Source organism: Paraliobacillus sp. JSM ZJ581 (genome assembly GCF_044383835.1).
Classification (GTDB): domain Bacteria; phylum Bacillota; class Bacilli; order Bacillales; family Amphibacillaceae; genus Paraliobacillus.
Map to the genome: position 1 here is coordinate 37233 of NZ_JBISEP010000015.1, position 26150 is coordinate 63382.

The 26150-nt window shown below is 33.3% G+C and carries 30 protein-coding genes and 3 pseudogenes; 11 read left to right on the forward strand and 22 right to left on the reverse strand.

The window, feature by feature from the left end; genetic code table 11:
* Positions 1 to 56 precede the first annotated feature (56 nt).
* The 11 genes from ACH6CY_RS09665 to ACH6CY_RS09715 form a co-directional block, all read right to left on the reverse strand.
* Positions 57 to 476: a universal stress protein gene (locus tag ACH6CY_RS09665; RefSeq protein ID WP_374067159.1), complete on the reverse strand. Its 420-nt coding sequence runs from the start codon at positions 474 to 476 to the stop codon at positions 57 to 59.
* A gap of 273 nt (positions 477 to 749) precedes the next feature.
* Positions 750 to 2246, reverse strand: a complete 1497-nt coding sequence (locus tag ACH6CY_RS09670; protein WP_374067134.1) for a SulP family inorganic anion transporter — start codon at positions 2244 to 2246, stop codon at positions 750 to 752.
* Positions 2247 to 2482: 236 nt separating this feature from the next.
* Entirely contained in the window at positions 2483 to 3400 is a 918-nt protein-coding gene (locus ACH6CY_RS09675; RefSeq protein ID WP_374067135.1) for a M14 family metallopeptidase, read from the reverse strand.
* 296 nt (positions 3401 to 3696) lie between these two features.
* Positions 3697 to 4926 carry a methyl-accepting chemotaxis protein gene (locus ACH6CY_RS09680; protein WP_374067136.1) on the reverse strand — a complete coding sequence of 410 codons (1230 nt, stop codon included), beginning with the start codon at positions 4924 to 4926 and terminating at the stop codon, positions 3697 to 3699.
* A 57-nt stretch (positions 4927 to 4983) separates the two neighbouring features.
* Positions 4984 to 5343 carry a response regulator gene (locus tag ACH6CY_RS09685; protein ID WP_374067137.1) on the reverse strand — a complete coding sequence of 120 codons (360 nt, stop codon included), beginning with the start codon at positions 5341 to 5343 and terminating at the stop codon, positions 4984 to 4986.
* A gap of 24 nt (positions 5344 to 5367) precedes the next feature.
* On the reverse strand, positions 5368 to 5829 hold the full coding sequence (locus ACH6CY_RS09690; protein ID WP_374067138.1) for a chemotaxis protein CheW: 462 nt from the start codon (positions 5827 to 5829) through the stop codon (positions 5368 to 5370).
* A gap of 114 nt (positions 5830 to 5943) precedes the next feature.
* Complete coding sequence (locus tag ACH6CY_RS09695) at positions 5944 to 6402, reverse strand: chemotaxis protein CheX (RefSeq protein WP_374067139.1); 459 nt, start codon at positions 6400 to 6402, stop codon at positions 5944 to 5946.
* 247 nt (positions 6403 to 6649) lie between these two features.
* Positions 6650 to 7612 (reverse strand): siderophore ABC transporter substrate-binding protein, encoded by a 963-nt coding sequence (locus ACH6CY_RS09700; protein ID WP_374067140.1) that lies wholly within the window; start codon positions 7610 to 7612, stop codon positions 6650 to 6652.
* A gap of 103 nt (positions 7613 to 7715) precedes the next feature.
* Positions 7716 to 8474, reverse strand: coding sequence for an iron ABC transporter ATP-binding protein (locus ACH6CY_RS09705; protein ID WP_374067141.1), 759 nt, complete (start codon positions 8472 to 8474; stop codon positions 7716 to 7718).
* A complete protein-coding gene (locus ACH6CY_RS09710; RefSeq protein WP_374067142.1) occupies positions 8468 to 9415 on the reverse strand; it encodes an iron chelate uptake ABC transporter family permease subunit in 948 nt (315 codons plus the stop codon). Before ACH6CY_RS09710 ends, ACH6CY_RS09705 begins: the two co-directional genes overlap by 7 nt.
* On the reverse strand, positions 9405 to 10358 hold the full coding sequence (locus tag ACH6CY_RS09715; protein WP_374067143.1) for an ABC transporter permease: 954 nt from the start codon (positions 10356 to 10358) through the stop codon (positions 9405 to 9407). The genes ACH6CY_RS09710 and ACH6CY_RS09715 overlap by 11 nt, the downstream gene beginning before the upstream one ends.
* Before the next feature lie 219 nt (positions 10359 to 10577).
* Between ACH6CY_RS09715 and ACH6CY_RS09720 the strand changes: the two genes are divergently transcribed.
* A complete protein-coding gene (locus tag ACH6CY_RS09720; protein WP_374067144.1) occupies positions 10578 to 11003 on the forward strand; it encodes a BrxA/BrxB family bacilliredoxin in 426 nt (141 codons plus the stop codon).
* Between the two features lie 89 nt (positions 11004 to 11092).
* Here ACH6CY_RS09720 and ACH6CY_RS09725 read toward each other — a convergent pair whose 3' ends face one another.
* The 3 genes from ACH6CY_RS09725 to ACH6CY_RS09735 all read right to left on the reverse strand — a co-directional run bounded on the left by ACH6CY_RS09725 (position 11093) and on the right by ACH6CY_RS09735 (position 15041).
* A complete protein-coding gene (locus tag ACH6CY_RS09725; protein WP_374067145.1) occupies positions 11093 to 12259 on the reverse strand; it encodes a coiled-coil domain-containing protein in 1167 nt (388 codons plus the stop codon).
* 294 nt (positions 12260 to 12553) lie between these two features.
* A complete protein-coding gene (gene aroD / locus ACH6CY_RS09730; protein ID WP_374067146.1) occupies positions 12554 to 13324 on the reverse strand; it encodes a type I 3-dehydroquinate dehydratase in 771 nt (256 codons plus the stop codon).
* A gap of 832 nt (positions 13325 to 14156) precedes the next feature.
* Positions 14157 to 15041 carry a DNA/RNA non-specific endonuclease gene (locus tag ACH6CY_RS09735; protein ID WP_374067147.1) on the reverse strand — a complete coding sequence of 295 codons (885 nt, stop codon included), beginning with the start codon at positions 15039 to 15041 and terminating at the stop codon, positions 14157 to 14159.
* A gap of 324 nt (positions 15042 to 15365) precedes the next feature.
* On the opposite strand from ACH6CY_RS09735, the gene ACH6CY_RS09740 reads away from it, so the two are divergent.
* The gene (locus tag ACH6CY_RS09740; protein WP_374067148.1) at positions 15366 to 15512 is read left to right on the forward strand and encodes a hypothetical protein; all 147 of its coding nucleotides are present in this window, start codon (positions 15366 to 15368) and stop codon (positions 15510 to 15512) included.
* Between the two features lie 213 nt (positions 15513 to 15725).
* Here ACH6CY_RS09740 and ACH6CY_RS09745 read toward each other — a convergent pair whose 3' ends face one another.
* From ACH6CY_RS09745 to ACH6CY_RS09755, 3 genes are all read right to left on the reverse strand, one after another.
* A complete protein-coding gene (locus tag ACH6CY_RS09745) occupies positions 15726 to 16085 on the reverse strand; it encodes a DUF5412 family protein (RefSeq protein ID WP_374067161.1) in 360 nt (119 codons plus the stop codon).
* 58 nt (positions 16086 to 16143) lie between these two features.
* Positions 16144 to 16296 carry a type I 3-dehydroquinate dehydratase gene (locus ACH6CY_RS09750; RefSeq protein ID WP_374067162.1) on the reverse strand — a complete coding sequence of 51 codons (153 nt, stop codon included), beginning with the start codon at positions 16294 to 16296 and terminating at the stop codon, positions 16144 to 16146.
* Between the two features lie 204 nt (positions 16297 to 16500).
* A complete protein-coding gene (locus ACH6CY_RS09755; RefSeq protein WP_374067149.1) occupies positions 16501 to 17352 on the reverse strand; it encodes a VOC family protein in 852 nt (283 codons plus the stop codon).
* 167 nt (positions 17353 to 17519) lie between these two features.
* On the opposite strand from ACH6CY_RS09755, the gene ACH6CY_RS09760 reads away from it, so the two are divergent.
* The 4 genes and pseudogenes from ACH6CY_RS09760 to ACH6CY_RS09775 all read left to right on the forward strand — a co-directional run.
* Complete coding sequence (locus ACH6CY_RS09760; protein WP_374067150.1) at positions 17520 to 17828, forward strand: winged helix-turn-helix transcriptional regulator; 309 nt, start codon at positions 17520 to 17522, stop codon at positions 17826 to 17828.
* Between the two features lie 469 nt (positions 17829 to 18297).
* On the forward strand, positions 18298 to 18534 hold the full coding sequence (locus ACH6CY_RS09765; RefSeq protein WP_374067151.1) for a hypothetical protein: 237 nt from the start codon (positions 18298 to 18300) through the stop codon (positions 18532 to 18534).
* A 216-nt stretch (positions 18535 to 18750) separates the two neighbouring features.
* A pseudogene (locus ACH6CY_RS09770) lies at positions 18751 to 18885 on the forward strand (IS3 family transposase); the annotation flags it as partial.
* Between the two features lie 23 nt (positions 18886 to 18908).
* A pseudogene (locus ACH6CY_RS09775) lies at positions 18909 to 19064 on the forward strand (ATP-binding protein); the annotation flags it as partial.
* 297 nt (positions 19065 to 19361) lie between these two features.
* Here ACH6CY_RS09775 and ACH6CY_RS09780 read toward each other — a convergent pair.
* The 3 genes from ACH6CY_RS09780 to ACH6CY_RS09790 all read right to left on the reverse strand — a co-directional run bounded on the left by ACH6CY_RS09780 (position 19362) and on the right by ACH6CY_RS09790 (position 21813).
* Complete coding sequence (locus ACH6CY_RS09780) at positions 19362 to 20321, reverse strand: IS30 family transposase (protein WP_374067152.1); 960 nt, start codon at positions 20319 to 20321, stop codon at positions 19362 to 19364.
* 370 nt (positions 20322 to 20691) lie between these two features.
* Positions 20692 to 20934, reverse strand: a complete 243-nt coding sequence (locus ACH6CY_RS09785; RefSeq protein WP_374067153.1) for a hypothetical protein — start codon at positions 20932 to 20934, stop codon at positions 20692 to 20694.
* 150 nt (positions 20935 to 21084) lie between these two features.
* Positions 21085 to 21813 carry an SIMPL domain-containing protein gene (locus tag ACH6CY_RS09790; RefSeq protein ID WP_374067163.1) on the reverse strand — a complete coding sequence of 243 codons (729 nt, stop codon included), beginning with the start codon at positions 21811 to 21813 and terminating at the stop codon, positions 21085 to 21087.
* 234 nt (positions 21814 to 22047) lie between these two features.
* On the opposite strand from ACH6CY_RS09790, the gene ACH6CY_RS09795 reads away from it, so the two are divergent.
* Genes ACH6CY_RS09795 through ACH6CY_RS09805 form a run of 3 tightly spaced genes read left to right on the forward strand, consistent with a single transcriptional unit; the run spans position 22048 to position 22859 of the window.
* A complete protein-coding gene (locus ACH6CY_RS09795) occupies positions 22048 to 22233 on the forward strand; it encodes a hypothetical protein (protein ID WP_374067154.1) in 186 nt (61 codons plus the stop codon).
* Between the two features lie 60 nt (positions 22234 to 22293).
* Positions 22294 to 22668 (forward strand): AarF/ABC1/UbiB kinase family protein, encoded by a 375-nt coding sequence (locus ACH6CY_RS09800; RefSeq protein WP_374067155.1) that lies wholly within the window; start codon positions 22294 to 22296, stop codon positions 22666 to 22668.
* 59 nt (positions 22669 to 22727) lie between these two features.
* A complete protein-coding gene (locus tag ACH6CY_RS09805) occupies positions 22728 to 22859 on the forward strand; it encodes a hypothetical protein (protein ID WP_374067156.1) in 132 nt (43 codons plus the stop codon).
* Positions 22860 to 22960: 101 nt separating this feature from the next.
* Here the strand turns inward: ACH6CY_RS09805 and tnpA are convergent, their stop codons facing one another.
* Positions 22961 to 23392: an IS200/IS605 family transposase gene (gene tnpA / locus ACH6CY_RS09810; protein WP_374067164.1), complete on the reverse strand. Its 432-nt coding sequence runs from the start codon at positions 23390 to 23392 to the stop codon at positions 22961 to 22963.
* A gap of 414 nt (positions 23393 to 23806) precedes the next feature.
* Here tnpA and ACH6CY_RS09815 point away from each other — a divergent pair.
* Both ACH6CY_RS09815 and ACH6CY_RS09820 read left to right on the forward strand, forming a co-directional pair.
* Positions 23807 to 24670, forward strand: a pseudogene (locus tag ACH6CY_RS09815) (IS1/IS1595 family N-terminal zinc-binding domain-containing protein).
* 216 nt (positions 24671 to 24886) lie between these two features.
* Positions 24887 to 25066 carry a hypothetical protein gene (locus tag ACH6CY_RS09820; RefSeq protein WP_374067157.1) on the forward strand — a complete coding sequence of 60 codons (180 nt, stop codon included), beginning with the start codon at positions 24887 to 24889 and terminating at the stop codon, positions 25064 to 25066.
* Between the two features lie 215 nt (positions 25067 to 25281).
* Here the strand turns inward: ACH6CY_RS09820 and ACH6CY_RS09825 are convergent, their stop codons facing one another.
* On the reverse strand, positions 25282 to 25878 hold the full coding sequence (locus ACH6CY_RS09825) for an FAD-binding oxidoreductase (protein ID WP_374067165.1): 597 nt from the start codon (positions 25876 to 25878) through the stop codon (positions 25282 to 25284).
* Positions 25879 to 26150 lie beyond the last annotated feature (272 nt).

Consider the following 26150-nt stretch of genomic DNA (forward strand, 5'->3'; position numbering starts at 1 on the left):
AAGGCACCGCAATGCTTTGCCCCAACAACGCATTTCTTTTTTGTAGATGTTAAAGATTATTTTACAATTAAAACTGGACATTCTACCCGTTTTGCTACTTTGTGGCTAACACTGCCTAATACCATTTCTTGAAGGCTATTTAAGCCCCGACTACCAATCACGCAAACATCTACCTTGTTTTCATTAGCAAACTTAACAATAGCAGGTCCAGGCTCTCCATGAAGGATTTTAATTTCATACGAAATGTTTTTTTGTTTTAATTTTCGTTCCGTAATTGTCAATTTTTCTTTTCTACTACGATCAAGATCCATAGCATTCCAATGATGTAATACATCTGTCTTTGACGCATTACCGTCTACTACAAAAACAATGGTGATAACTGCGTTTGGATTTTTTTCAGCTAGTACAATTGCATTTTGGCATGCTCGAATAGCATGCTCCGAACCGTCTGAAGCTAACAAGATATGATTATACATCACACATTCCCCACCTCGATTTATTTTCTTTGATTATATCATTTTTTAGTGTATTTGCGTTCCTATCTCATTTGTTATACACGTCTAATTTTCAGTTATTGTTTCGTATTAAAACAGAAGCACAAGCTAGAGATTAAATAAAACAGAGAGCACCACCACATTTAGTATAGAGCCTATTTTTAACATTCACCCTTTAATAATACGCTGAGCAAAAAAAAAGCTCAGTTACTATTGCATTGTACAATGCGATCATAACTGAACTGTCTTTTAATATTAATGATTTGCTGCGTTTGCATGGTCTTTATCAAACATCGCACGTCTTTCAATCAATGTGCTACTTTCTTGATTTAAACCAACGATAGTAACCATCTTCCCGTTTTCTTTATATTTAAGAACAATTTTATCAATCGCTCCAACTGCAGAATCATCCCAAATATGTGTCTGACTAAAATCTAATTCAACTTGTTCAATATCTTCTTTAAAATTAAATTGAGCAATAAACTCTGTAACGGAAGCAAAGAACAGTTGTCCAGTAATTTGATAGACTTTCTTTTTTCCGCCTTCGATCAAGCATGTGTTCACATGTACTTTTGAGATTTTTGCCGCAAAGAAAATCGCACTTAAAACAACTCCAGCCAGTACACCTATAGCTAAATTATCTGTGTAAACTACTGCTCCAACTGTAACAATCATTACTATAGCATCTGATACCGGCATTTTGTGTATAGTAATCAATGAATGCCAATCAAAAGTACCAATAGATACCATAATCATCACACCAACTAGTGCAGCCATTGGAATTTGAATAAGTAAATCATTAAATACTAGAATAAGCGTCATCAAAAATACACCAGCAGTTAAAGTTGAAAGTCTACCTCTTCCACCTGATTTTACATTGATAACAGATTGTCCAATCATGGCACAGCCAGCCATCCCACCAAAAAATCCACTAATCACATTAGCAATCCCTTGACCTTTTGCTTCTTTGTTTTTATTACTATCTGTATCTGTCATATCGTCGACAATTTGCGCCGTCAAAAATGATTCTAATAGGCCGACAATGGATAATGCTAAAGCATACGGGAAGATAATCGATAACGTTTCAAAGGTTAATGGAATATTAGGTATTAAGAACAATGGTAAAGTTTGCGTTAATTCACCCATATCACCAACTGTTCGGACATCACTACCTGTATATATAGCAATCGCACTAATAACTACAATTGCAACTAACGGTGCAGGCACAATCGTAGTCAATCTTGGTAATAAATAAATAATTGCTAAAGCTCCAGCTACCATTGCATACATGACCCATGTTTCGCCTACAAAGTGTGATAACTGAGCAGTAAAAATTAAAATGGCTAACGCATTTACAAAACCTATCATTACTGATCTAGGAATGAACTTCATTAGTCGTGCTATGCCACCGATTCCTAAGATGAATTGAATAATACCAGTTAAAATAGTAGCAGCAAACAAATATTGTAAACCATGATCCGCAACTAATGAACCCATTAGTAAAGCCATTGCACCCGTAGCAGCCGAAATCATCCCTGGACGTCCTCCGGTAAATGCAATCACTACCGCTATACAAAAGGAAGCATACAAACCTACCATTGGGTTTACACCAGCTATAATAGAAAAAGCTATTGCTTCTGGAATTAAAGCAAGAGCTACAACAATTCCTGCCAATATATCTCCTTTTACATTACTGAACCATTCCTGTTTTATTCTCAAAATAGTCAATTTAACACCTCTTTCATTTTTCATATGGCCTTTAACTCTCATAAAAGCCGTGACCGTTGTGAACAGATTGGATAATACCATAAATAACAACAAAAGCAAAATCGAACGTAAGCGCAAACATATTGAGTTTACTTTAAAATACGTTAGTTTTCAAACCTATTCGACATTAAACTAGCTTTATTTCTAAAAACATTTCGATCATAGAAAAAAAGCTAAAGTATATATTCAGCTTTTAATGACTTATATTTTATTTTTGACAGCTAAGGATTTCGATTTTCAGCTAATAATAATGGAACGTTTTTATTTTTTATATATATAGAATCATAGTAAGTCAACGGAACAGGATTTGGCCCAACATAAGGTGCTATTTCAATTGTAAAACTTGGTCGTTTGTAATAACTAATAAACCAATCAGTCAAACCGCCTCCACTTGGATTTTCACCTGGATAGATGAGCTGATAACCAGTTAAATCCGCAAGTTCCATAGCAATTTTTTTTGACCATTTCTCTAATTCGTTTTCACTTTTATATTTCCAAAAAATCTCTTCTCCAGATGAATGATAAGCAGCAGCAATCTTGATTGACTGTGATTGCACAAAATGAAATATAGCTAAAGATTCAGGTTCAGATAAAAAAGAGAATCCTTTAAAATTTTCACATGATTGTACTCCAGGATCAAATTGAATTGTTTCCCAATCAGCAGGATATTGTCGATTTAAATCCACACCCCTTATGTTAGCTTTCCAAGCTGAAAAATCATCTGATCCGTTATTCCATTTTATTAATAAGTCTTTTTGTTCAAAATCATGTTCACCCTTTTGCACGAGTGTAACACCATCTGGGTTAACCATTGGAACAAACAAAAACGTGCATTCATCAAGGATGCTTTTTATTCTATTTGCTTCTACATTAGAAGTGTTGACAGCTACTCTCGCATAGGTTTCTATGATATCCATTAATAAAGCTGTTGTTAACCATTCTCTTGCATGATGCGCTCCACTAATAAATATTTTATCTTCTCCATTTCCAAGTTTTATTGCAATAATTTTACGCTCCCCCACTGAATATCCAATCGTTTCTGTAGATATCAAGCTAGGATACCTCTCCATTAATCGATTACAATCTTCACATAATATATCATAAGTGTATAATTGCTTTGGTTGAATAATTCTGCCCACAAATAACCCCTCCTATCTTATATTTATGTAAGACAAAAGGGGGTATTACACTTCCACAAAAAATAACTTTTCAACATCGTTAACTTCTTCTTATCACAGACTAGTGCATTGTCAACTAAAAACACGAACTATAATCTTTTATCATATTAGGATTATAATTCGTGTTCTATTGCTCGTTATTTAATTATACCCAATCTCAATAATTTAGGCAATATAAATGATGATACATCGATAGACGTTAAAGTGAGCTATATTCAGTCCTCTACATTACTAATCGGACGTTTGATCTTTTGTTCTTAAAAGTGAGCTAATAATTCTCTAACCTTTTTATCCAGTTCTTGTTGGTTCGTTCGAATATTATTCACTGATTTTGTTAGATTTTCTGATGATGTTGTTGCTTCTTCAATTCCAGCAGCCGATTCTTCTGAAACAGAAGCAATATTTGTAATGGAATCATTGATAACCTTCGTATTATCTAAAACATCATAAAGATTGTTAGATACATCTTCAATTTCCGTTCCAATATTTGTGATTATCTTCTTCAACTGATCAAACGTAGATCCTGTCGTTTTGATTTGTGATGAACCTTCATTTACTGCCTGATACCCTTTTTCTAGCACATTCACTGCTGCCTTTGATTCTTCTTGTATCCCATTCGTAGTAACTGTAATATCAGTAATAGAATGACTTACTTGTTCTGCTAGCTTTCTTACTTCATCTGCAACAACAGCGAAACTTTGCCCATGTTCACCTGCGCGTGCCGCTTCAATTGCTGCATTCAAAGCTAATATATTTGTTTGTTCTGCAATACCTTGAATGACTGTAACTAAACTAGTAATTTTATCTGTCATAATGTCTAGTCCTTTTACTTTGTCCAAGGATTGCTTTATCGTTTGATCAATAACACTCATTTTATCAACGGATTGATGCATTAAATTTGTGCCTTCATCTGTAATAGACAACATAGATTTAGATTCTTCTTTAATGTTTTCTCCATTTAATACAACATTCATAATCGTATTTGTAAATTGTTGCATTGTCTCAGTCAATGAAGAAGCTGAGTTAGCTTGTTCTTCAGACCCACTAGAGATTTCCTGTAAGATCGCTGTAATATTGTTACTATCTTTTTCTAGCACATCTCTACTTTCATCCAAAGTCTTACTTTGCGTATCTATTTGATCAGAAATATTCGATACAAATGCATTCATTTGATGTGGATTTTCATATGATGTATCAATTAATTCATTTAATTGAACGAACTCTTTGTTTTTTACATAAGCTTCTGGTAGTTCTTCCTTCTCATTTTGCGACATTGTTTCTATTCTGTCGCTTACGTATTTAAGTTGCTTTATTATTTTTTTCGCTGTAAAATGTGCAATGATTAAGTTTAAAAGAATCACCAAAGATAATCCTATAATTAATGGCGTTGTAAATTCATCAAGTTGGATTATCGTGTAAACGGTTATTAAACTATGTATCACAATAACGAATAAAAAGCTAAAAAACAAATTTATTCTTAACTTCATATGTATCACTCCATCTTAAAATATTATTTATTAACACAGACAGGTACAGTATTGCTTTTAAGCGAGAATTTTGCTTAATGCCTGTTGAATACGTTCTTGATCAAATGGTTTTACTATAAAGTCTTTTGCACCAGCTTGAATCGCTTCCAAAACCATTTGTTGTTGCCCCATTGCAGAACACATTACAATTGTTGCTTTCGGATCACTTTTTTTAATTTCTTTAACTGCTTCGACACCGTTCATTTCTGGCATGGTAATATCCATGGAGACTAAGTCTGGTTTTAATTCATTGTATAGATCAATGGCTACTTTTCCATTTTCCGCTTCTCCCACTACTTCATGCCCTAATGAAGTAAAAATATTTTTTAATTGCATACGCATGAATGCCGCATCATCTGTAACCAAAATTCTTGCCATTACTAACACTTCCTTTTTCTATTTCTATTGCTCATCTAATACTTGTTTCACTTCACTTACTTCTTCATAATTTAGAATGTGTTTTAAATCTAAGACTAGTAGTAAGCGATCGTTTAACTTCGCAACACCTTTTAAGAAATTACCATTCACTCCCTTAATTGTTGTAGGTGCATCCTCGATAGTAGAAGCATCAATATCAATGACATCATTTGCTTCATCCACTACAAAACCAACTTGCACATGATTCACATTAGATAAAAGCACTCTCGTTTGATCTGTCTTTTGTGAACGCATTAATCCCATACGTGTTTTTAAATCAATGATGGGAACTACTTCCCCCCTAAGTGTAGTAATTCCATCAATAAATTCAGAAGCCTGTGGTAACGCCACTACTTCTTGTAACAGTTCAATTGATACAATTTGTTGAATACTTGCAGCATAAGATTGACCTTGTAATTGGAATACAATGTACTTTTCGATACCCATTAGTTATCTCCTTCACCTATATAGTATGTATAATGTTTCCTATGAAAATAATACCATGTTTCGCGAAAATAATCGAAATATTTTTTGTTAATACCAAAAACATTGTTAAAAAATTTATTGGTTAAGTAATAAATACACTTCTAGATTTCCAACTGATTCATATTCGATCGTTACAAAAAATGACCGCTTAAAACCTGTTAACTGTGCATCACCTTTCAATACAGTTGGATAAGTTATATCAGTATTAATTTCAACACTAGCTAAATAAGTTGATAAACTACCAGCCACCATATTCCCTAACTCTCCGGCAAAAGAATCTAGCATTTCTTGAGAGAGTGGCATACCGAACATCTTCTCGCTAATATGACTAAAAACATCCGCCTCTGCTTGTAGCACTAATTCTCCTTTTATATCTCCGGTAAATCCTACTAAAACCCCTAACCTTATTGAAAGTGGAGGAGAAATAAGTTGTGGAGAACCTATATTGGGATCAAGCGGAATAACTTTTTTCATCGTTAAAATCGTTCCGTTATACACTTCTTTAATCACTTCGTTTAAATTCTTTGTTTCCATGTAGTTCTTCCTTCCTTGATGTATCGTGCTGATGTAAAAAACATTCAAAATATTTCTTTTAAACTATTTCTTTATTACTATTATTATTTTCGACAAAAACACTGAATAAGTAAAGTGTTTTTGGCTATTCTTTTAAATTCATACAATTATAGCCGAATTTACTGAAAAAAAACCAGGTGTGTGAAGCAATCCTAAAAGTTAATTTTCACTTAAACTTTTAGGATGCACCCACTACTCCCGGTTTTTCTTATTCTTGTACTCCTTCTTTTACTTCGTTTGCCATCTCAGCGACAGAAACTAATCCTCCACCTGAGATGTACCAATAATAAGGGTCAAGATATATAATATTTTCATTGTTAGCTGCGTTAGTTCCTTGTACAAGGTCGTTAGCTAGCGTTTTTTCAGCTGACGCTTCACCGCCAACGATCATATTACGATCAATGACAAACAAGTAATCAGGATTGGTTTCTGCAATGTATTCAAAACTTACATTCTGTCCATGCGTGGAAGCTTCAATTTTCTCATCAGCAGGAGTTACACCTAATTCATCATGTACAAAACCAAAACGCGATCCTGGGCCATATGAACTAATTCCGCCATCGTTCGTTAGAATTACTAAGCCTTTTCCTTCCGATGCTTCTGTTATTGATTTAACCTCATTAACTGTGGTCATTACTTCATCTAACTTTTCTGTTGCCTTTTTCTCTGCTTCGAAAATTTCACCTAGTTTTTTTACGTTTGATTTGAATGATGCTAAATAATCTGCTGTATCTATCCCCATATAAATTGTAGGTGCTAGTTCAGATAACTCTTCGTATACACTTGATTGACGCCCAGAAATAATAATGAGATCCGGTTCCATTACTGATAATGCTTCAAAATCGGGTTCTTTTACTGAACCTGCGTTCTTGTACGCATCATCGCTATATTTTTTTAAATGTGGTGGCAAGTTACTTTGTGGAACACCAGTAACTTTTACACCTAATTCATCTAACGTTTCTAGTGAACCATAATCAAACACAACAACACGTTCAGGATTTACTGGTACAGTAGTTGTTCCTAATTCATGTGTTACCTCAATTTCTTTAGCAGCTTCTTCTGTGTCTGCATTTGTTTGGTCATTTGATGCACCACTGCCGTTGTTTGTGCCACAAGCAGCAACAACGAATAGTAAAGCTATTATCGATAAAAAGAATAGTGTTCTTTTCATGTATACCCTCTCCTCTTAAATATTTTTACCATTTCCACCTTTATTATTTCACCTGTTAAAAGTATCACGTCTACAGACTAAATAAATGTAGATTTAATAAACACTATTGGAAATACAAACAAATTTTACATTGATCTATATCTTGGATTTTTATATCCATATCATATACATCGCGTAGCACTTGATTATTGATCATACTATCTTTTTCCCCTTGATGTATGATTTTACCATCACGTAAAGCGACAATATAATCTGAATATACTGAAGCAAAATTCACATCATGAATAACAAGTACGACTGTTTTTCCTAGGTCATCAACTAAACGACGCAACACTTTCATAATTTGAACGGAATGTTTCATATCTAGATTATTTAATGGTTCATCTAGCAAAATATATTCCGTATCTTGAGCAATAATCATTGCAATAAAAGCACGTTGCTTTTGTCCACCACTTAGTTGATCCAAATATTTATCTTGCATTGATTCTAATTCCATATACTTTATCGCTTCAGCCACTTTCTCTTTATCTTTCTTTTTCAATCTCCCTTGAGAGTATGGGAAACGACCAAAGTTAACTAGTTCCTTTACAGTTAAACGAATATTTAAATGATTAGATTGTTTCAATATTGCTATTTTCTTCGCTAGCGAATTACTTTTCACTTGTGATATCTCATCATCATCAATGCGTATTTCCCCAGCATCTTTTGTAATTAATCGACTAATAAGCGATAAAAGTGTACTTTTACCAGCGCCATTTGGTCCGATAAAGGAAGTGATTTTTCCTTTAGGAATAGAAACGGAGACATTGTCTATTACTGCATGATCATTATATTTTTTGGTGATTTCATGTACTGTTACCATGCTTTATTCTCCTTTAAAATCAAATATAAGAAATATACGCCGCCTATAAAATTAATAATGACACTTATCGTTGTGTCAAAAGTAAAAAGTCGTTCTAAAATTAATTGCCCACCAACAAGTGCGATGATACTAACCAATGCAGATCCTATCAATAAATACGTATGTCTATATGTTTTCAGGAATTCATATGTCACATTTGCAACTAACAATCCAAGAAATAGAATAGGGCCGACTAACGCTGTTGCAACTGAAATCCAAATCGCAATGACAATAAGTAATCGTTTCACCATATATTCATAGCTAACCCCTAAATTTATTGCGTGAGACTTCCCTAATGACATAACATCTAGGTAAGGGAGAAAACGCATAAAATAAATGAAAGTAAGTGCAATAATTACAATGGCAAATGGAATAATATCCGTATTCATATTGTTGAAGCTAGCAAACATTTTATTTTGTACAATTAAAAACTCATTTGGATCAATTAAAACTTGCATAAATGAGGATAAACTACTAAAAAATGTTCCAAATACTAAACCAACTAATAATAGAAAATATACATTTTGATGTTTCTTAAACAGTAAATGGTATAGAAAAAAAGCAAAAACAATCATAATTGCAATTGATACTAAAAAATTGATAGTAGGGTTGACGCTAACGATACTTGTTGAACCAAAAATAAAAATTAGAAACGTTTGTAATAATACATATAACGAGTCTAAACCAATCACACTAGGTGTTAAAATACGATTATTCGTAATCGTTTGAAATACGACGGTAGCAATAGCAATCACTACTCCGGTAATTATCATTGCTATTACTTTACTTATTCTTCTAGGAAGAATATAATCCCAATTACCTGGAATATTTGTAAATAGAAAAATTGCTATAAAGATGCTGGTGATAACAGCTAATAGAATAATTTTTGTATTAAGACGCATTGTTTGATCTCCTCAAAATCAAGTATAGAAAGATCCCACTACCTACAACACCAACTGTTACACCAATAGCAATTTCATATGGAAAAATAATCAATCTACCAACTATGTCACAAGCTAATACAAATATACTTCCTAACAATGCTGTATGAGGCAAACTGTTCTTCAAATTATCTCCTCGATAGATAGAAACAATATTAGGAATAATTAGCCCTAAAAAAGGTATCATTCCAACGGTTAAAATAACTACAGATGTCATAATAGCTACAATGATCAATCCTATATGCACGACTTGTTTATGATTTAATCCTAAATTTTTAGAGAAATCTTCTCCCATACCAGCAATGGTAAACTTATTGGCATATAAGTAAGCGATGATCAGCAATGGTAAACTAACATAAAGCATTTCATACCTACCTTGAAGTATTAGTGCGAAGTTACCTTGTAACCAAGAGGACATGTTTTGAATTAAATCGTTTTTATAGGCAAAAAAAGTTGTTATCGAACTAATAATATTACCAAACATTAAACCAACTAATGGTATAAAAATAGGATCTTTAAACTTTACTTTCTCAAGTATTTTCATAAAAAGAAGTGTTCCTATTAATGCAAAAACGAAAGCTACAGCCATTTTTTGAATCGGACCTGCGGCAGGAAATAGAAGCATTGCAATTAATATACCAAAGCGAGCGGAATCCATCGTCCCTGCCGTAGTTGGAGAAACAAACTTATTCCTGCTCAATTGTTGCATAATAAGCCCACCGATACTCATTGTTATACCAGCGATAATAATGCTTATTAATCTTGGTACTCGACTAATCCATAGGATATGAACTTGCTCCTCTGAGAGGTGAAGCATATCTGTGAATGAAAGCGAAGATACTCCAATAAAAAGAGAAAGCACACTTAACAAAAGTAGTATGATGATTAAATAGCGTTTTTTCATAGTAAAATCCTTTATCTATTACATAACATTGATATTCATTATCGATTATCTTATCACGTTATATGAAACTGTCAATATTATTTTAAGTATTTTATAAACTAATTTGTTGTTAATCTTGATTTAAAACGGTGTGGTAGTAGTGCTTGCCAACTTTATTTATGTTATGATTTGATGTAAGAATCAATTTGTTTAATTTTTTACTATAAAGGAGCTTAACGTATGAATGAATTTCAGTTATATATGAAAGAAATGAGTCAACCAATGCGAGATGAATTGACTAATGCTGGCTTTAAGGAGTTAACAACTCCAGAAGATGTAGAAGCTTTTATGACTAATATAGAAGGAACATCCTTAGTTGTAGTGAACTCCGTATGTGGATGTGCTGCTGGCTTAGCTAGACCAGCTGTGCTAACTGCATTAAAAGAGGGGATCAAACCTGATCACCTTGTTACCGTATTCGCTGGACAAGATCGTGAAGCTACAGACAAGATGCGTGAATACTTTGTAGATATTGAACCATCCTCTCCTTCTATTGCTATTTTATCAGGAAATCAAGTAGCTCACTTCATTCCTCGTGAAGAAATTGAAGGAAATGAATTAGAAGCAATTAAAGAAAATGTAATAAAAGGATTTCAAACAATATAAAATAAGTGAACAACTTATAGCAATGTAAGTTTAAACACAAGTAAAAAAAGAGGTTCAAATCTCCAATGATTTGAACCTCTTTTGATAAATTAATTAATCACACGACGAACATGTCCATTAAATGTGTTTGCCCAGTATCCACTACCCATGTTAGCAATTGCAACACCAGTAGAGTTTTGGGAACCAATAAATTTATTACCACCTACATAAATACCAACATGTCCATTTGTTTTATACGTATTGAAGAACACTAAATCGCCTGGTTTCATTTGACTTGGTGAAATCTTCTTTCCAACACCACTTAGAGCGCTCGTGCTTGCTGGTATATTTACACCACCTTGCCTGAATGCCCATGATACATATCCTGAACAGTCAAATAAACCTCTGGAAATATCAGATGATGTACGTCCACCACCGAATTTGTATGTAGAATTACCAATATATTTATATCCCACGGAAATAATTGAGCTTGCATTTCCGCTTACAGGCTGTACTTGAGAGCTGTGCTTTTCGATATTCTTTTGATTATTAGAGTTAACGATAGCTTGTGCATTTTCTCCCACTTGTCTTAATTCATTTGCTTCAAGTTCCAATTGATTAATCATTGCTTTACTATCAGCTTCTTTTGTTTCTAATTCTTCTTTCTTTTCTTCGTTTTGTTGCTTCTGTCCAAGCGTTTCCTCTTGCATTACTTCAAGCTCTGCTTGCATATCTGTTAATTCGTTTAATTTCTCTTCTAACTCAGTCTTTTGCTTTTCTACTTTTTTCATATCTGCTTCATAAGTCTCAATTATCGTTTTGTCAGCACTTGTAATTTTAGATACAATGGCGAAACGATCAATAAAATCACTAAAGCTAGTAGAACCAAATAACACATCCAAATATTGTATAGAACCACCATTTTTTTGTAATGCTGAAGCTCGTTGTTTTAGAATTTCAGCACGTTTTTCTATATTTTTTTCTAAATCTGCTATACCTGCTTCAAGTTCTTCCATTTCTTCTTCTTTTTTCTCAATTTGCAATTCTGTTTCTTTTATTTTTTCTTTATTGGCATTAATAGCCTCATCCGCACGTTCAATGTCTTCATTTAGTTCTATTAATTCTGCTTGAATTGATTCTAACTCTTGTCTTTTTTCTTTTAATTCCTCTTGTGTGTCTGCATATGTCACATCGTTATTCAATGGAGCAGCAACCATTAATCCAAATATAATTGTTATGCCAGCTAATACTTTTTTACTATTCACTCGCTTCCACACTCGCTTTCTATGTATATAATGATCTATTTTTATATATTATGTTTAAATATTATTGAAATTGGTTATATCTTAATAGAGAAACTATAGGAAAAAAAGCACCCTATATTTTTACCAGCAATGACAGTATAACATCCTCAGATAACAAACATGTAATATGAATGTTACAATTATATTTCAATCTTGAAAATCATGCATCCGTTTTCATGGATTTTTGTAATCTATTAGAAATATTAAGTTTAATAACCTAATATTGTATAATATTATTAATAAAGACAAGTGAACAGAATAAACTGTTCACTTGTCTTTATTTAATGAAAAAATGTCTACTATTTGTTTCAATTCCTCTATATTAACCTGACCAGGAGCAGATGACTCGGTAATAGAAGCAAATGTCACGGAAGAACCAAATATTTCTCCTGTCGCTCTTGTTAGCATACCTAGCTGAGCCATAGCCATCGTAATAATTGGAACTTGTGCATACTTTTCTTTCATTGTATAGGTAGCATCCAATAGTACTAATACATCGGCTGGCGTTTTTGGCATCACTGCAATTTTAGCAATATCTGCTCCTGTCTCTTGAGCTAATGTTAATCGATTAATGATTTCCTGCTTTGTAGGAGTTTGTTGAAAATCATGATTTGACAAAATAACTGCGATATTATTTTGCTTTGCATGATCGATAAGCTCATCACGAATAGAATCAGGTAGAAATAATTCAATATCAATTAAATCAATATAATTAGTCTTTATTACAGCTTGATATAATGCTTTATATGTACTAAGATCAAGAGGCTTGTTTCCACCTTCATGTTCTGTTCGAAACGTGAAAATAATAGGAATGTTTTCTATTTTGTTTTTTATTTGTTTTAACATTTCAATAACTTCCAAAATACTTGTTACTTGGTTAAAGAAATCAACTCGCCATTCTACTAAATCAACTTCATACGCTTTGATTGCTTCCACTGCTATATTTATTTCTTCAAGTGTGCTACCAACAATAGGCACACATATCTTCGGTTTTCCTTGACCGATGATAACGTCCTTTACTCGAATTATTTTTTGCACGTCATCCCAACCCTTTGTTTAAAAATTCTGTCATTATTATAGCATTGATTCTTTGTAGATGACATATTGTTTGTATAAGTAAATTGCTTAAATAAAATAAAAATCCACCATAAAATTATCAGGTAATATTTTTCGGCTGAAGCTGGAGAATCAAGTGGAAATGTAGAAACTAAAAAAAAGCTAAAAACGAAATAAAATATCGTATTTTTACGCTCCAGAATTTTTAACGATTCACCATATAATACAATTAATAGCGGTTTATTTTTTCTTAAAAAAACAGATCACTTATAAAGAAGATACATAAGCCTACTATTAAAATGTAAAAGGATGACCCTAAAATACCACTATTAAATAGTACATACACAGAGTGAATAAAAGTGCTAAAAAATAAAATATTAATGTAGTTTCCGCAGACTGCTTAGTTGTTCTTTTTTCTTCACTAGTCATTCTTCTAAAAAAATCATTTTTCTTCTCCTAACTAATAAAGCGATGTAACAAAATGATAATTTATCCCAAAATTACCTTTAGTCTATTGTAAAAGAATTTAAGTTTAAATTCCAACTAAATTTTCAACAGATTACTTAGAGAATACTTGCCTAAATTCATAACTAGATAAAAGATGTAACTTAGCGTACATACCAAATAGACACTAACAAAAAGTAGATTATTTTATCTGTTTCTTTACTAATCTATCACCAATTCGGAAGACTTTTAAATAAACAAGGATTTTTACTAGTATTTTCTAAAAACATTCACCAGAAAGCACCAACTTAATTAGCAGGTGCTTTCTATGTTCTTTAATTGATTTGCTTTGTCTCAAAGTCCTAAAGACTCACTCTCCAACGATCCCATCTCCATCATTATCTCGCATATAGGGATATAACCAGTGATCATTTGTTATTGGCATACTGAAACCAGCTTCTTTTGCCTCTTTTATTGTCACCAGTCCATTACTGTCAGTATCAATGTTAGAAATATCACGGCCTTCTGCGTGGGAGTTTGATGAATTGGAAGGCTCATTCTCGGTTAAACCGAGTAATTCATTAACTTGATCAGGATTCACATTATCGAATGTATCAACGATCTCATTCCCTTCTAACGTATAGGTGTACTGATAACTAGAAGGAATTTGTGTGTCTGTATTCGGGTATGTAATGATTGCCTCAAAGTTAGTCACTCCACCCGCTTTACGGATCGCGTCTTCTAAATAGGCTTGATCACCATGTCGATTCAGTGTACTATCCTGTGGGGTAATATTATAAGCATTTGACACACCACCGAGAGAGTCCGCAATGATATGTCCTTCATCTAAGACATCACTTTCCACGCCTGGAACCTTTGCCTCATCAGAATAGTATCTGCCGGACGACAGTACAGGTTCATTATCGTCATCTTGTAAAATAATTTCGTCAGCAATAACACGTATTAGTTGTCCATATTCATTAGTAAATGCCCAGTATTCGCGATCACCAAAACCAATATCAACGACAACGTTTGGTTCGCGATGACCAGACAAATCACCACCATCAACTTCAATACCTTTGTATCCCGAAAACCGTTCATTTTTTGATTGATTTGATGCTTCCTCTACTGCTAGTTCATCAACAACCGTAGCGTCAGTTTCTTCATCTGCAGATGCATCTTGTACGTTGGTACAACCAATCAAAAAGAAGCTGGCTATTAAAATTAAGATTAAATAGTTCATTTTTTTTTTCATTTTAAAACTCTCCTATAATAGTTTATATTATTCACTTTAAAAATCTTAGCGTGTTAAAACAGGTTAACCTATTTATACCTCCAATTACTTTACGAGCATCAGTATTATTAAATTCACCCTCTTTTTCTGTCAACTAAATAAATATTATAAACTTTTTAAATCTACTTTTCTGCTAATTTAGCACAATAATTGATCAAACGCTTCATTTAAGTGCTTATTCAGTAAAGAAAAAAGATATTTATACAGAATAAGTTGAGTTTTTTTAAGAGAATACAAAAAAACAATTGCAGTATTATTTCTCTCACATATGGTAGTTCCTATAAAATGAAACCAAACAAATTGAATTCAGGTAGTAATCTTATAAATCGTATAATGCTTCCAGAACATGTAGCTGTTTTGAAAGCTGGACAAGAAGCAATGTACGATGTAGATAAGCCTAGATTAATTAGAAAAAATGCAATTCGTTATTAGTATAGCAATCTAAAAGCATATATACTTTATTAAGAAAAAACGGGTAAATGCAAATAGAGGATCTTATTATCAAGCCAATTACTCGAAATCAAATCTATATTTTAAATTTGTATATATACTCTTCTAATAACATAAAGAAAAAGCTTCACCAAATTTGGTAGAGCTTTTACATTTAACTAACCTAAATTCAAGATGTTAATTATAAAAATTTTATTAATAATGTAATTCTCTTTGTAAAGGTAGCATTTTGTAATTTTTAGCATGTCTATAGTCATACTTATCTTCAAAAATATTTAATTCTTCTCTACAAATACGAACCTCCGTTACACTTAACCAAGTAACTTTCGGATCATAATCATACCAATTAAAATAGATTGTATCTTCTCCTCCGGTTTCCTTATTAAACAATGATGCTTTAACATTGAGACCGTAGAAACTATCAATATGATAAGTTCTTATACTATATTTACCACTTGGCCTTTCAATAGAATCATTTAATATACCTTGAGGTAAATTTTTATAGTGATTGTAAAATAAAATACTAAAAATGAAGCAAGAAGCACCAAAAACAATATTCGTTTTTCTCGGAAATCTTTTTTTCTTTAGATCGAAATTCGCGCATCATTTTCTTTTATTGTATAGGTAGACTCAATAGTACTAATACATCGACTAGCGTTTTTGGCATCACTGCAATTTTAGCACTATCTGCTCCTGTCTCTTCGGCTAATGTTAAGCAATTAATGATTTCCTTCTTTGTAGGTCTTTGTTGAAAATCATATAATATGAATTATTTACTCTAACAAAAGCACGAGTGATCATTTTGACAGACTTATCATTCGACTTCTACTGATCGTTATTTATTATATTCCCAATTCTTTATCATCAATAAATTATTGTTTTCCTTTTTTAACCTACTATGCAACTGTGACTGCTTATTTAACTTGATGCTTTACTGCAACGTCTATGTTTATTATTTATTACTAAATGATTAATGTGCAACTAGGTAAATACGGTTTCCTGAAGGATCTATTGTAACGATAGAATCATTTTCCTCAGTAACAGATACCCCAATGTCCGCTAACTGTGAAATAATTTTATTTTTCATTTTTTCACTTGAAAATATTAGTGTAAATGATTCTAGTCCAACACTATTAGGAGAAGGTGTTGGTGCACCTATACCATTCCAAGTATTTAAACCAATATGGTGGTGGTATTTTCCATCAGAAATAAAAAGTGCTTGACTACCGAATCTGTTTACAACTTCAAAACCAAGTCCATTAACATAAAATTCTTCTGTCTTTTTCAATTCTGATACATGCAAATGAATATGTCCCATAACTGTTTCAGCCGGTAGCCCTACCCATGACGACTGTTCTTCAACAGATAAGAGGTCGGGAATATTTAAGGGATCAACTGTCATTTCTACTTCACCATTCCTCCAATTCCATTCGGAAGAGTCCCGGTCTATATAAATTTCAATTCCATTTCCATCTGGGTCAGATAAATAAAGCGCTTCACTTACAAGATGATCAGATGAACCGAACTGTAAACCAATTCCAACAAAATGCTGCACTATTTTAGCTAAATCCGTTCGCTTAGGTAAAAGTAGAGCAAAGTGATATAATCCCGTTGTTCTTCCTTCTTTGGAAATTACATGATCTGGTTGTTCGATCGTTAATAAAGCAGTTTTTCCATCAGCACTAAATGTAGCAGACGATGCTGTTTGCTCCAGCACCTTAAATCCAATGACTTCTTTATAAAAAGCAATTGAACGTTTTAAATTTTGAACTTTTAGATTTACTTTTCTTACAAATGTTATAGGTTCACGATGAAAATTCATTTAGTTACCTCCTGTTAATTGACAAATCCAAACATATTATATTATCTAGTTACTTAATGTAAGTTAGTGTATAATAGTTAATTGATATAGTCAAGTATCTTTTTTTCAAAAAATAATTTAATTATTTTTATAATCCGTTTATAATAATATGTGAGGAGTTGATTTAAATGGATAAGTCGATTTGCCCTAGATTTGAAAAAGCTATCGGTTTTTTAAGCCAAAGATGGACAGGGTTAATTATTTACCAGCTTCTATCTGGCCCACAGCGTTTTTGTAGTATTGAATCATCGATTGGTGTCAGTGGCAGAGTCCTATCAGAAAGGTTAAAAGATCTTGAAAACGAGGGAATTGTTAAACGAGAAGTTTTTCCAGAAACTCCCGTTCGAATTGAGTATTCATTGACTGAAAAAGGGATTGCCTTCAAACCTCTTATGCTCGAGATAGAAAAATGGTCACAAAACTGGTTAGAAATATAATAGTCATAACTATAATGTGCTATATTTCACACGATAAAATTGCGAGATACTAGGTAGTAGCCAAGTGAATTCCTAACTAGGAATGGATTTTCAGCTCGTATGAGTTCCTACAAGACAAGAAACAGCGCGAACTGAAAATCTACTCTCCTTAAGGATGTTAGACTAAAACACGTTCTGTGGCATCGTCTAACTGAACCACGCCCTGTTGGATCAGGAGCGGTATCTACGAGAAGAGAGTATATTTCCACAACGACGTTTGTTTTACTACATTAAAATAAAGAGTCGTATTTTCTATTAAGAAATATTGTTTTATCTCAAGCTCGCTATATTAATCGTTATCCTGTCCCTGCTGATGGAGAAATAGAAAAAAATTGATCATGAGCTTATTGAATTAGAGTCAGATGATGCTACTACTTCATATAAAGTAAACGTTAAAGAAGAATTTCGAATTGAAAATGATTCGTTTGAAATGCATGTAGATAAATTTTCAGACTCTGAAATGATTGTTAAGTCCGACTTTCATATACAAGATTCACCTTACGGATCAAATTTTTTTAATTTAGATACTAGCGAAGTGTATGTAAGTGAAGAAGAAATAAATGATAATGGAGAAAAAGTTGTTACAATTTATAAAGTTTTTGAAACATACTTCTATGTACAAGGAATTTTACTCAGAAGACATGTAGAGTACGAGTGGCTACTATAAGGAGGGCTCTCTTTTTATGATCTTTGAAAAAGTCCATCTGGGTACCAATCCCCGAAAGTTAGAGTGAAAAATCTACCTTTCGGGGTGTTTTTATGGTTAGATATAGTGAAGAATTTAAAATAAAGCTTTTTACGGAGTATTTGTATGGGAATCTTGAATGTAAATTATTGACAAAAAAATACAACACACCCTCTCTAACACCATACAGAGTTCGTTAGTGGTCGGGTTTTTCCTAGCCACCAAGCACTTGAACTTGAATTTTTTCACTATGTGCATTGGTACAATCATATTCGAATACATGTATCATTAGATTATCAATCACCAAATGAATACAAGTTAGTACACCTTTAAATTTTTGTACAGTTTAGTGTTGACATACCAATTTTAAATCATGGGGGGATATATTTCAGGATCCAAAGATAGCAAACGCAATTTTAGATAGAGTTCTACATCACGCAACTGTGATTAATATTGTAGGAGATTCCTATCGCTTGAAAGATCATATACAAATCGAAAACAAAAAGTCGTAAGCTCATTCAGAATGATTGCATATGGTTTTGCGTAAGCTAAACCATATGCAATACAGAGTCAAAATTGTACATTACTAAATAATCAAAAATGTACATTCTTATGTTGACATTTATATCAACCCTTCCATTTTATTATCACTATATATTTATCGAGTTATGATTTATTGTTAAATAATGAAAGTCACAATTACCATAATTAAAATAACTATAAAAACTATAATTGAAATCACCAAATCCTTAGTCATCTTCACTTGAAACATCCCTCCCTTTTAATTCAGATTTTCATTTTTTTATTTGTCAAATTAAGCAAGACAAAGTTTCAATTTCTACATGCTTCATAAAACACTCAATTGGTGTTTGATAATTTAATGATTTTCTTGGAATGTTGTTTCTTTGAGATGCAATGGTTGATATATATTCCTGTGGAACACAGTTGAAATCCATTTCTTTTGGTAGACCGTTTTTGCGTAGTAAACCGTTTGAATTTTCATTCAATCTTCTTTGTGATGGTGTTCCTGGATCAGCAAAACAGATGTCAATATTATGTTTATTACCGATGTTTTTCCAATTCGAGAATTCTTTACCACAGTCAAAGATAATGGATTTGAATAAGTGCCTAGGAACGCCTTTCAGCCAGTCGTTTAGAGCTTCTTCAATATCTTGGGCTTTTCTTCCTTTAGGTTTGATCGCAATGATGCATTTACTTAACCGTTCAACTAAAGTGATTACGGCACTCTTGTGTTTGTTACCAACAATGGTATCACCTTCTAGATGGCCAAATTCATTGTTGTAGTATAAGTGTTCCTGATCGCGCTCACTTATACTACGTCTAAATGCTTGTTTGCCTCTATTTTCTTGGTGACCGTTTGGTTTTCTTTTCCCTTTCATCCGTAATTTTTCTTGTTTGAAAACACCCTTTTCAAACTGCCGATAAAGTGTACGCATACTACAAGAGATGCGTCTTTCTTTTCTACCAACGATGACATCTGGAGTCCAACCAGCCTCTACTCTTGCGTTGATGTAATCTACTTCATCTTTGGAAAGCTGAATCGGTTTACGACCACATTTTTGCTTGTTTTTCTTGTATTCAAGATAAATATCAATCGCTGTTTTTCCTTCTTTTAGTTGTCTGATGACTCGATAGATTGCCTCATGACCTCGCTTGAGCTTTTTGGCAATTTGACGACCCTTAAGACAGATTGAAAAATATTCTTCTATGAATATGAGTTCTATTTTGGTAAGATGGGTGTATGACATGTCTGTGCACTCTCCTTAACTTTGGTAGGTTACTTTGAGTGTATCATAACATGTCTTTCTTTTGTCTCGCTTAATTATACAATTAGGGTATTTTAAGAGAGCAGTTTTTAAAGTTTGTAGTGAAACAACTTAAACTTCTCAATTTACTTCTAAAACATTTTAAAATTTTCCCAAAAAAGCTTTCAAGTTTATTTTACTTATTCCAGTGTCCTAAAAAACGCCTTACATAACTCAAAGGCATCACACAATTTAAAATGTGATGTCTTTGAGTATATTGAATAGTATCATTGTACTATATAATATTAAAATATATTCCTTATGTACAAATTGTAGGAAACCAATTGTAGAATAGATATACCTTTGTATGCATCTATATAATTAAACCAACAATACCTAAGTAAGTATCATTAATTATTTCTGTATTAACTTTTTCAATAAAATTATTTGTTAACTCTTTTTGTGATTCTTCGTCTAAGTCCACAAACTTTAGCCTTGTGGCATCTTCTTCCTTAAAATTTGGCTTTCTAAAACTTAAGGCATTCATGTTTATCATTTCAGGATTACTACTTCTAATTGAGAGTTTAATCATTAATAAAGTTTGATAAACGGACATAAAAATTCAGCATTAAAATCAACAAATTCCGGCATAGTTAAACCAGAACGGTTAGACAATTAAAATTAAGCGTTCTGGTTCCTTATCTCTTACTTATACCTTTCATTCTACCATATAGAAATTAATCCCAATACCTTTTCAAACTATCTGTCATTCAAACCGCTCATATTCAAACACCGCTTTTACAGTCGCAGTTACCTTCACGTCGCCTTCTTGCACAGGTGTGGTTACCGCATCTGACGTTACACTCAGCACTTCAGCCGTATAACGCGGACGCTGGAGCTGGACGTTTTCCTCAGTAAGCCGTAATGGAATGCGATTGATTGATAAACCTAGCGAGTGTGCCATGTTCTCCGCTTTTTCCCGTGCATTTAAGGTCGCATCTTGGAGTGCTTGTTGATGGATTACTGTTGGATTAGCCAGTTCGTACTCCACTTCATTAATCACATTAACCCCATTCTGTGTCGCGACATCAAGAACCTCGCCCACTTTCGTCAAATCATTTACCACCACTGTAAACAGATGGCTGACTTGATACCCACGAAACACTTTTTGATTATCTGGGTAATCATACATCGGCTGGATCGTATACGCTGCAGTCTCGATTTGATCATTTGCAATCCCAATCTCTGCAAGTGCGTCAATAACTTGATTAGCAATGATCGCATTTTGTTGTTGGGCGGTTTGGACTTGTTTATCCTCAGTTACCACGCCAAAAGATACACGCGCTTGATCGGGCTTCGCAAAAACCTCGCTTTTCCCCACTACGCTTACAGTATAATCTTGATTGCGTTTAGGCATTTTAAATGAACGATTTGGATAAACATACGGATAATTATATAGTTGATTCACCTGGTTAGGACCATACATTGGTTGCATCAATGTCGAACATCCTCTCTTGAAACGTTTTAGTCTACATCGGAACATTAGTCAAATTAGCATATTCCTATTTGATGCAACATGTGCCCAAAATTTATCACTGTTATAAAGCTCGCATTATCCTCTTTTCACACCCTTATATGGAACAAAAAATTGCTTATAGATGGTAGTGCATAGTTTCTATTTTATTCTTTCAGGGTAGAAGGAACTAACAAACTAAATAACTATCCATTGATGTATACAAAAGAAAAATTAGGAGGTAGAAAAAAAGGCGAAGAAAGTCAAAGCCAAATTGATCAAAAGATTCAGCAGAAATTAAAGAAAACACTTGAAGAATTAAATGTTGTGACAAAAGAGGCTTTAAGAGCAATTGAACAGCGTTTAGACTATCTAGAAAAACAAGCGGAACGTGATAGCTAAAGAATTATAACATGTTGCTAAAAAGGGGGGATTATCATTTTTAAAACAAAAATGAGGCATATGCAAAGATATCGTGAAATTGCAGTAGCTTTTTCAAGGAACGGCTTTGGGCATATAGTCAAAGAATTAGGGCTGGATCAACTCTTCTCATTACCAAAAAGAGTAATGATAAATAAAGAACAAGAAAAAAGTCAGAAAACATTAGGGGAGCGACTCCGGTTAATTTCCGAAGAGCTCGGTCCTACGTTTATAAAAATGGGACAAATGGCTAGTATGCGGCCTGATGTCATCCCTAAAGATGTAATAAAGGAATTAGAACTCCTTCAAGATCAACTTTCACCATTTCCATATTCAGAAGTAGAAGCTATGGTAGAAAAAGAATTAGGGGCATCTGTAGAAGAGTTGTTTCAATCGTTTAACCCTAAAAACCAATAGGAGTCGCATCGATTGGACAAGTTCACTAAGCAGTTTTACATAGCGGTGAAAAAGTTGCAGTGAAGATTCAACGTCCTAATATCAAGAAGCAAATCCTTACAGACTTAGAAATCTTACATGAATTAGCTGATCAAGCAACACATCGCGTAAATAGATTGAAGAAATTTCAATTAAACGACCACCTGCTTTAGCAGGTGGATTTGGACATGAATGTCGACGACTAAAGTCGTTCTTCAGGCTGAAGTCCTGCTTAAAGTCCTTATGCTTAAGCACACTCCAAATTTGACTGAACTCAATCCTCAATCCTAAATATGTCGTTCTTTTCTTCACTAAATTGATTTGCTATATAATTTTTAATCGTTTCTTCATCTACTTTTCCAACCGTCGCACAGAAATAACCTCTTGCCCATAAATGCTGGCCCCAATATTTCTTTTTCAAATCTGGAAATTGATCTTGGAGAAGTCTTGATGATCTTCCTTTTAGATATTGCATTATTTTACTTGGGGCAAGACTTGGTGAGCACGATATCAATAAATGAATATGATCTTTTCCAACACTTCCTTGCAAGATTGTTATCCCTCTTGCTTCACAACCTTGTCTAATTAACTCTCTGGTTTTATATGCAATTTGACCGCTTAACACCTTATATCTATATTTCGTTACCCAGATAACATGGTACTTGATATCGTAGACTGCGTGACTATTCTTCTTATATCCGTCCATACTTTTCTTCACCTCGTACCCCTCAGTATGGACATCAAAAGAGAAGGCTAAAAGCAGATACCGTCTAAAGACGGTGGAGTTAGACCACGCATTTGGAAATTAAATGAATACTTTAACAGTACAACCTGTCTCTCATTTTAACTAATCACTTAAGTTGAGAAATTCAGTCATCCTATTGGTTTAGCAGAAAATTTTACTTATGTTTAATTACTTCTATCCTAACAGATTAAATTAATATTTAACATTGTTTCCCTATTATTTAGCTCGAGCAAATAAATTATGACTAAAATCTTGATCTAATTCGTATCGTCACGGTACTAATATTTAGGCTCTGTTAATGTTTGTTGTTGGTATTCCCTTTACGAGAACTAATGTTCTATAATGAGCTTAATTATAATCAAGTTGATGATAAACGTGAGAGCATCGGATATTCTTAAAGAAATTTTAAAACTAAGCCCAGCAGAAAAACATCGTTTACGTGAGTATCTAATCGATGCTCTTACTGCATCCTCCTCGACAGGAACTGTACTGCAAGAAATAACTGAACGTAAGACTAAAAGTGGTTATCATTGCCCTGATTGCGAATCAGAACATATCGTTCGGTACGGAACATACCCAACAATTGTAGAAGGTGATGAAGTAGAAAAGCAACGCTATCGCTGTAAAGCGTGTAAAAAAACATTTACTGACCTAACAAATACGGCTCTATATCGAACTCGTCATTTAAATAAATGGATTAAATTCATTGAATGTATGATAGAGGGATATTCTCTGCGTAAATCTGCTGAATTAGTTGATAATGTTACTCACGTTACATTGTTTTACTGGAGGCACAAACACTTATCATCATTAAAACAAATGGAAATATCTAATTTTGAAGGTATCGTTGAAATGGATGAGACCTATTTTCTATACTCAGAAAAAGGGCAAAGAAAGTAAAAATGTATTATGCACTGATTCTTGGCGTGCCTTTAAAACATATGCTACGGAAAAAGATATGGATATTTACCAATTCAAGTCTGATGGTAAGGGTCGTACAAAGGGATTATACCATATCCAGAACGTTAACAATTATCACCGAAGGCTTAAAGGATGGATACAACGTTTTAACGGAGTTGCAACTAAATATCCAAACAACTACCTCGCTTGGTTTCAAGTGTTAGAATCCATTCAACACCAAAGAAACAATGTTACTATGAAAGACTTGATGATTAAGGGAAATTTGATACAAAATATGGAACTTATGATACACTTAGGTTAGCCAGATTCTCAATATAAACTTGTCTTCTTACTCAGTTGTTCTAATACCAAGTTTGCCGAACATTAGACATATTCTATCCGACTTGATTTGAAACTTTTAAAATATAAATCGTAAGATAGATGAAGTCAGTTATTAAAGAATATTGTTCAATATATTATAAAAGCAGAAGAAATTAAGATTATTCAGCGTACTATTATTCATTTTTCATATAAACGAAAGAAGGTGATTTTACATTGAAAGAGTTAATACCGAAGTTACTTCTTGTTGTTTTAGGTGTATGTATTCTGACCCTTGTATTAGTATTGGAAATTAACGGTGTAATGGGCTTTTTGTTAGCAACCTTAGGAATATTTTTGATAGTTGTAGGTTTAACATTAAAATTTTTAATGAGGTTTTTTGTTGAATTCTTTTAAACTATATCAAAGCGTACTGAAAATTATCCAATACTTATAATAACCTCCTTTTTAGGGAGGTTATATTTATGCCTATTATCAACACTAAACTTTAACAGAGCCAATATTTAAAATAGTGAAAAGAAACAAATTAAACAAAAATATCCTATACGTAGTTTTTAAAAAGACTCTACTGTATAGGATATGTTTTGTTAAAGGAAATAGCCCTTAGGTTTTTATGCTAAGTCACCTTGAGGACCAAAAAACTCAAAATGAATATCTTCTTCTTTTACGTTCCAATCGAGAAGTGCTTTATTCATTGCTTTCATAAATGGTGCAGGACCACAGAAATAGAATGAAGCATTATTAGTCGGTAAAATAGACTGTAACCAAGGTAAATCTACTAGTCCTACTTTATCGCAATCCGTTGTTTCTCCTTTTTCATAAACGGTATATGCGTGCATGTCGCCATTTTGTGCAGCATGGATGTAGTACACTTCACGTTCTGGCTGTTGATGGGCAACGGTGTGTAACATACTTGTTAGTGGTGTAAGTCCAACACCTCCACTTAGCAATATTAGCGGTTTCTGCTCTTTATCAAGAACAAAGTCACCTGCAGGAGCACTTATTTCGATTGCATCTCCTTCATGAACAGATTCATGTAAATAAGTAGAAACAACTCCATTCGGGTTATCATTCAAACCATCTTCCCGTTTTACGCTAATATGGAAATAGTCACTGTTCGGCTTACAAGATAAGCTATATTGACGTTGGCAAGTATATGGTATGGACGGAATATCTACCTTAACTGTTATAAATTGAGGTTGTACAATAAATGACGTTGGTGAGTAAAAAAACTCACGAACGTCATTTTTAAATTCATGTTTTAATTGATGGCCTCATTTTTATTTGAACATCTATAAAAGGCGAGGAATAATGTTTATTCCGCTGCGGAAATCCGCTTGCTTTCCGCAGGCACGGCTTCAGCTAACTTGGTAAAGAAAATCACTTCACCAAGTGGATCTTCAGCTCGCGCTGTTCCCGCAGGACAAGGAATGCTACGGCAGCAACGCATCGCACGAAGAAAATGGCCCTTTATTTTCGA

Excerpts from the sequence above, each read along its gene's own strand:
- ACH6CY_RS09765 (WP_374067151.1), top strand. The coding sequence starts at position 18,298 with ATGCATGTAGATAAATTTTCAGACTCTGAAATGATTGTTAAGTCCGAC.
- ACH6CY_RS09785 (WP_374067153.1), bottom strand. The coding sequence starts at position 20,934 with ATGTCCGTTTATCAAACTTTATTAATGATTAAACTCTCAATTAGAAGT.
- ACH6CY_RS09795 (WP_374067154.1), top strand. The coding sequence starts at position 22,048 with ATGTATACAAAAGAAAAATTAGGAGGTAGAAAAAAAGGCGAAGAAAGT.
- ACH6CY_RS09685 (WP_374067137.1), bottom strand. The coding sequence starts at position 5,343 with ATGGCAAGAATTTTGGTTACAGATGATGCGGCATTCATGCGTATGCAA.
- ACH6CY_RS09690 (WP_374067138.1), bottom strand. The coding sequence starts at position 5,829 with ATGGGTATCGAAAAGTACATTGTATTCCAATTACAAGGTCAATCTTAT.
- ACH6CY_RS09760 (WP_374067150.1), top strand. The coding sequence starts at position 17,520 with ATGGATAAGTCGATTTGCCCTAGATTTGAAAAAGCTATCGGTTTTTTA.
- ACH6CY_RS09700 (WP_374067140.1), bottom strand. The coding sequence starts at position 7,612 with ATGAAAAGAACACTATTCTTTTTATCGATAATAGCTTTACTATTCGTT.
- ACH6CY_RS09720 (WP_374067144.1), top strand. The coding sequence starts at position 10,578 with ATGAATGAATTTCAGTTATATATGAAAGAAATGAGTCAACCAATGCGA.
- tnpA (WP_374067164.1), bottom strand. The coding sequence starts at position 23,392 with ATGGACGGATATAAGAAGAATAGTCACGCAGTCTACGATATCAAGTAC.
- ACH6CY_RS09780 (WP_374067152.1), bottom strand. The coding sequence starts at position 20,321 with ATGTCATACACCCATCTTACCAAAATAGAACTCATATTCATAGAAGAA.
- ACH6CY_RS09680 (WP_374067136.1), bottom strand. The coding sequence starts at position 4,926 with ATGAAGTTAAGAATAAATTTGTTTTTTAGCTTTTTATTCGTTATTGTG.
- ACH6CY_RS09735 (WP_374067147.1), bottom strand. The coding sequence starts at position 15,041 with ATGAAAAAAAAAATGAACTATTTAATCTTAATTTTAATAGCCAGCTTC.
- ACH6CY_RS09800 (WP_374067155.1), top strand. The coding sequence starts at position 22,294 with ATGCAAAGATATCGTGAAATTGCAGTAGCTTTTTCAAGGAACGGCTTT.
- ACH6CY_RS09695 (WP_374067139.1), bottom strand. The coding sequence starts at position 6,402 with ATGGAAACAAAGAATTTAAACGAAGTGATTAAAGAAGTGTATAACGGA.
- ACH6CY_RS09715 (WP_374067143.1), bottom strand. The coding sequence starts at position 10,358 with ATGAAAAAACGCTATTTAATCATCATACTACTTTTGTTAAGTGTGCTT.
- ACH6CY_RS09790 (WP_374067163.1), bottom strand. The coding sequence starts at position 21,813 with ATGCAACCAATGTATGGTCCTAACCAGGTGAATCAACTATATAATTAT.
- ACH6CY_RS09710 (WP_374067142.1), bottom strand. The coding sequence starts at position 9,415 with ATGCGTCTTAATACAAAAATTATTCTATTAGCTGTTATCACCAGCATC.
- ACH6CY_RS09755 (WP_374067149.1), bottom strand. The coding sequence starts at position 17,352 with ATGAATTTTCATCGTGAACCTATAACATTTGTAAGAAAAGTAAATCTA.
- ACH6CY_RS09705 (WP_374067141.1), bottom strand. The coding sequence starts at position 8,474 with ATGGTAACAGTACATGAAATCACCAAAAAATATAATGATCATGCAGTA.
- ACH6CY_RS09740 (WP_374067148.1), top strand. The coding sequence starts at position 15,366 with ATGAAACCAAACAAATTGAATTCAGGTAGTAATCTTATAAATCGTATA.
- ACH6CY_RS09665 (WP_374067159.1), bottom strand. The coding sequence starts at position 476 with ATGTATAATCATATCTTGTTAGCTTCAGACGGTTCGGAGCATGCTATT.
- ACH6CY_RS09670 (WP_374067134.1), bottom strand. The coding sequence starts at position 2,246 with ATGAAAAATGAAAGAGGTGTTAAATTGACTATTTTGAGAATAAAACAG.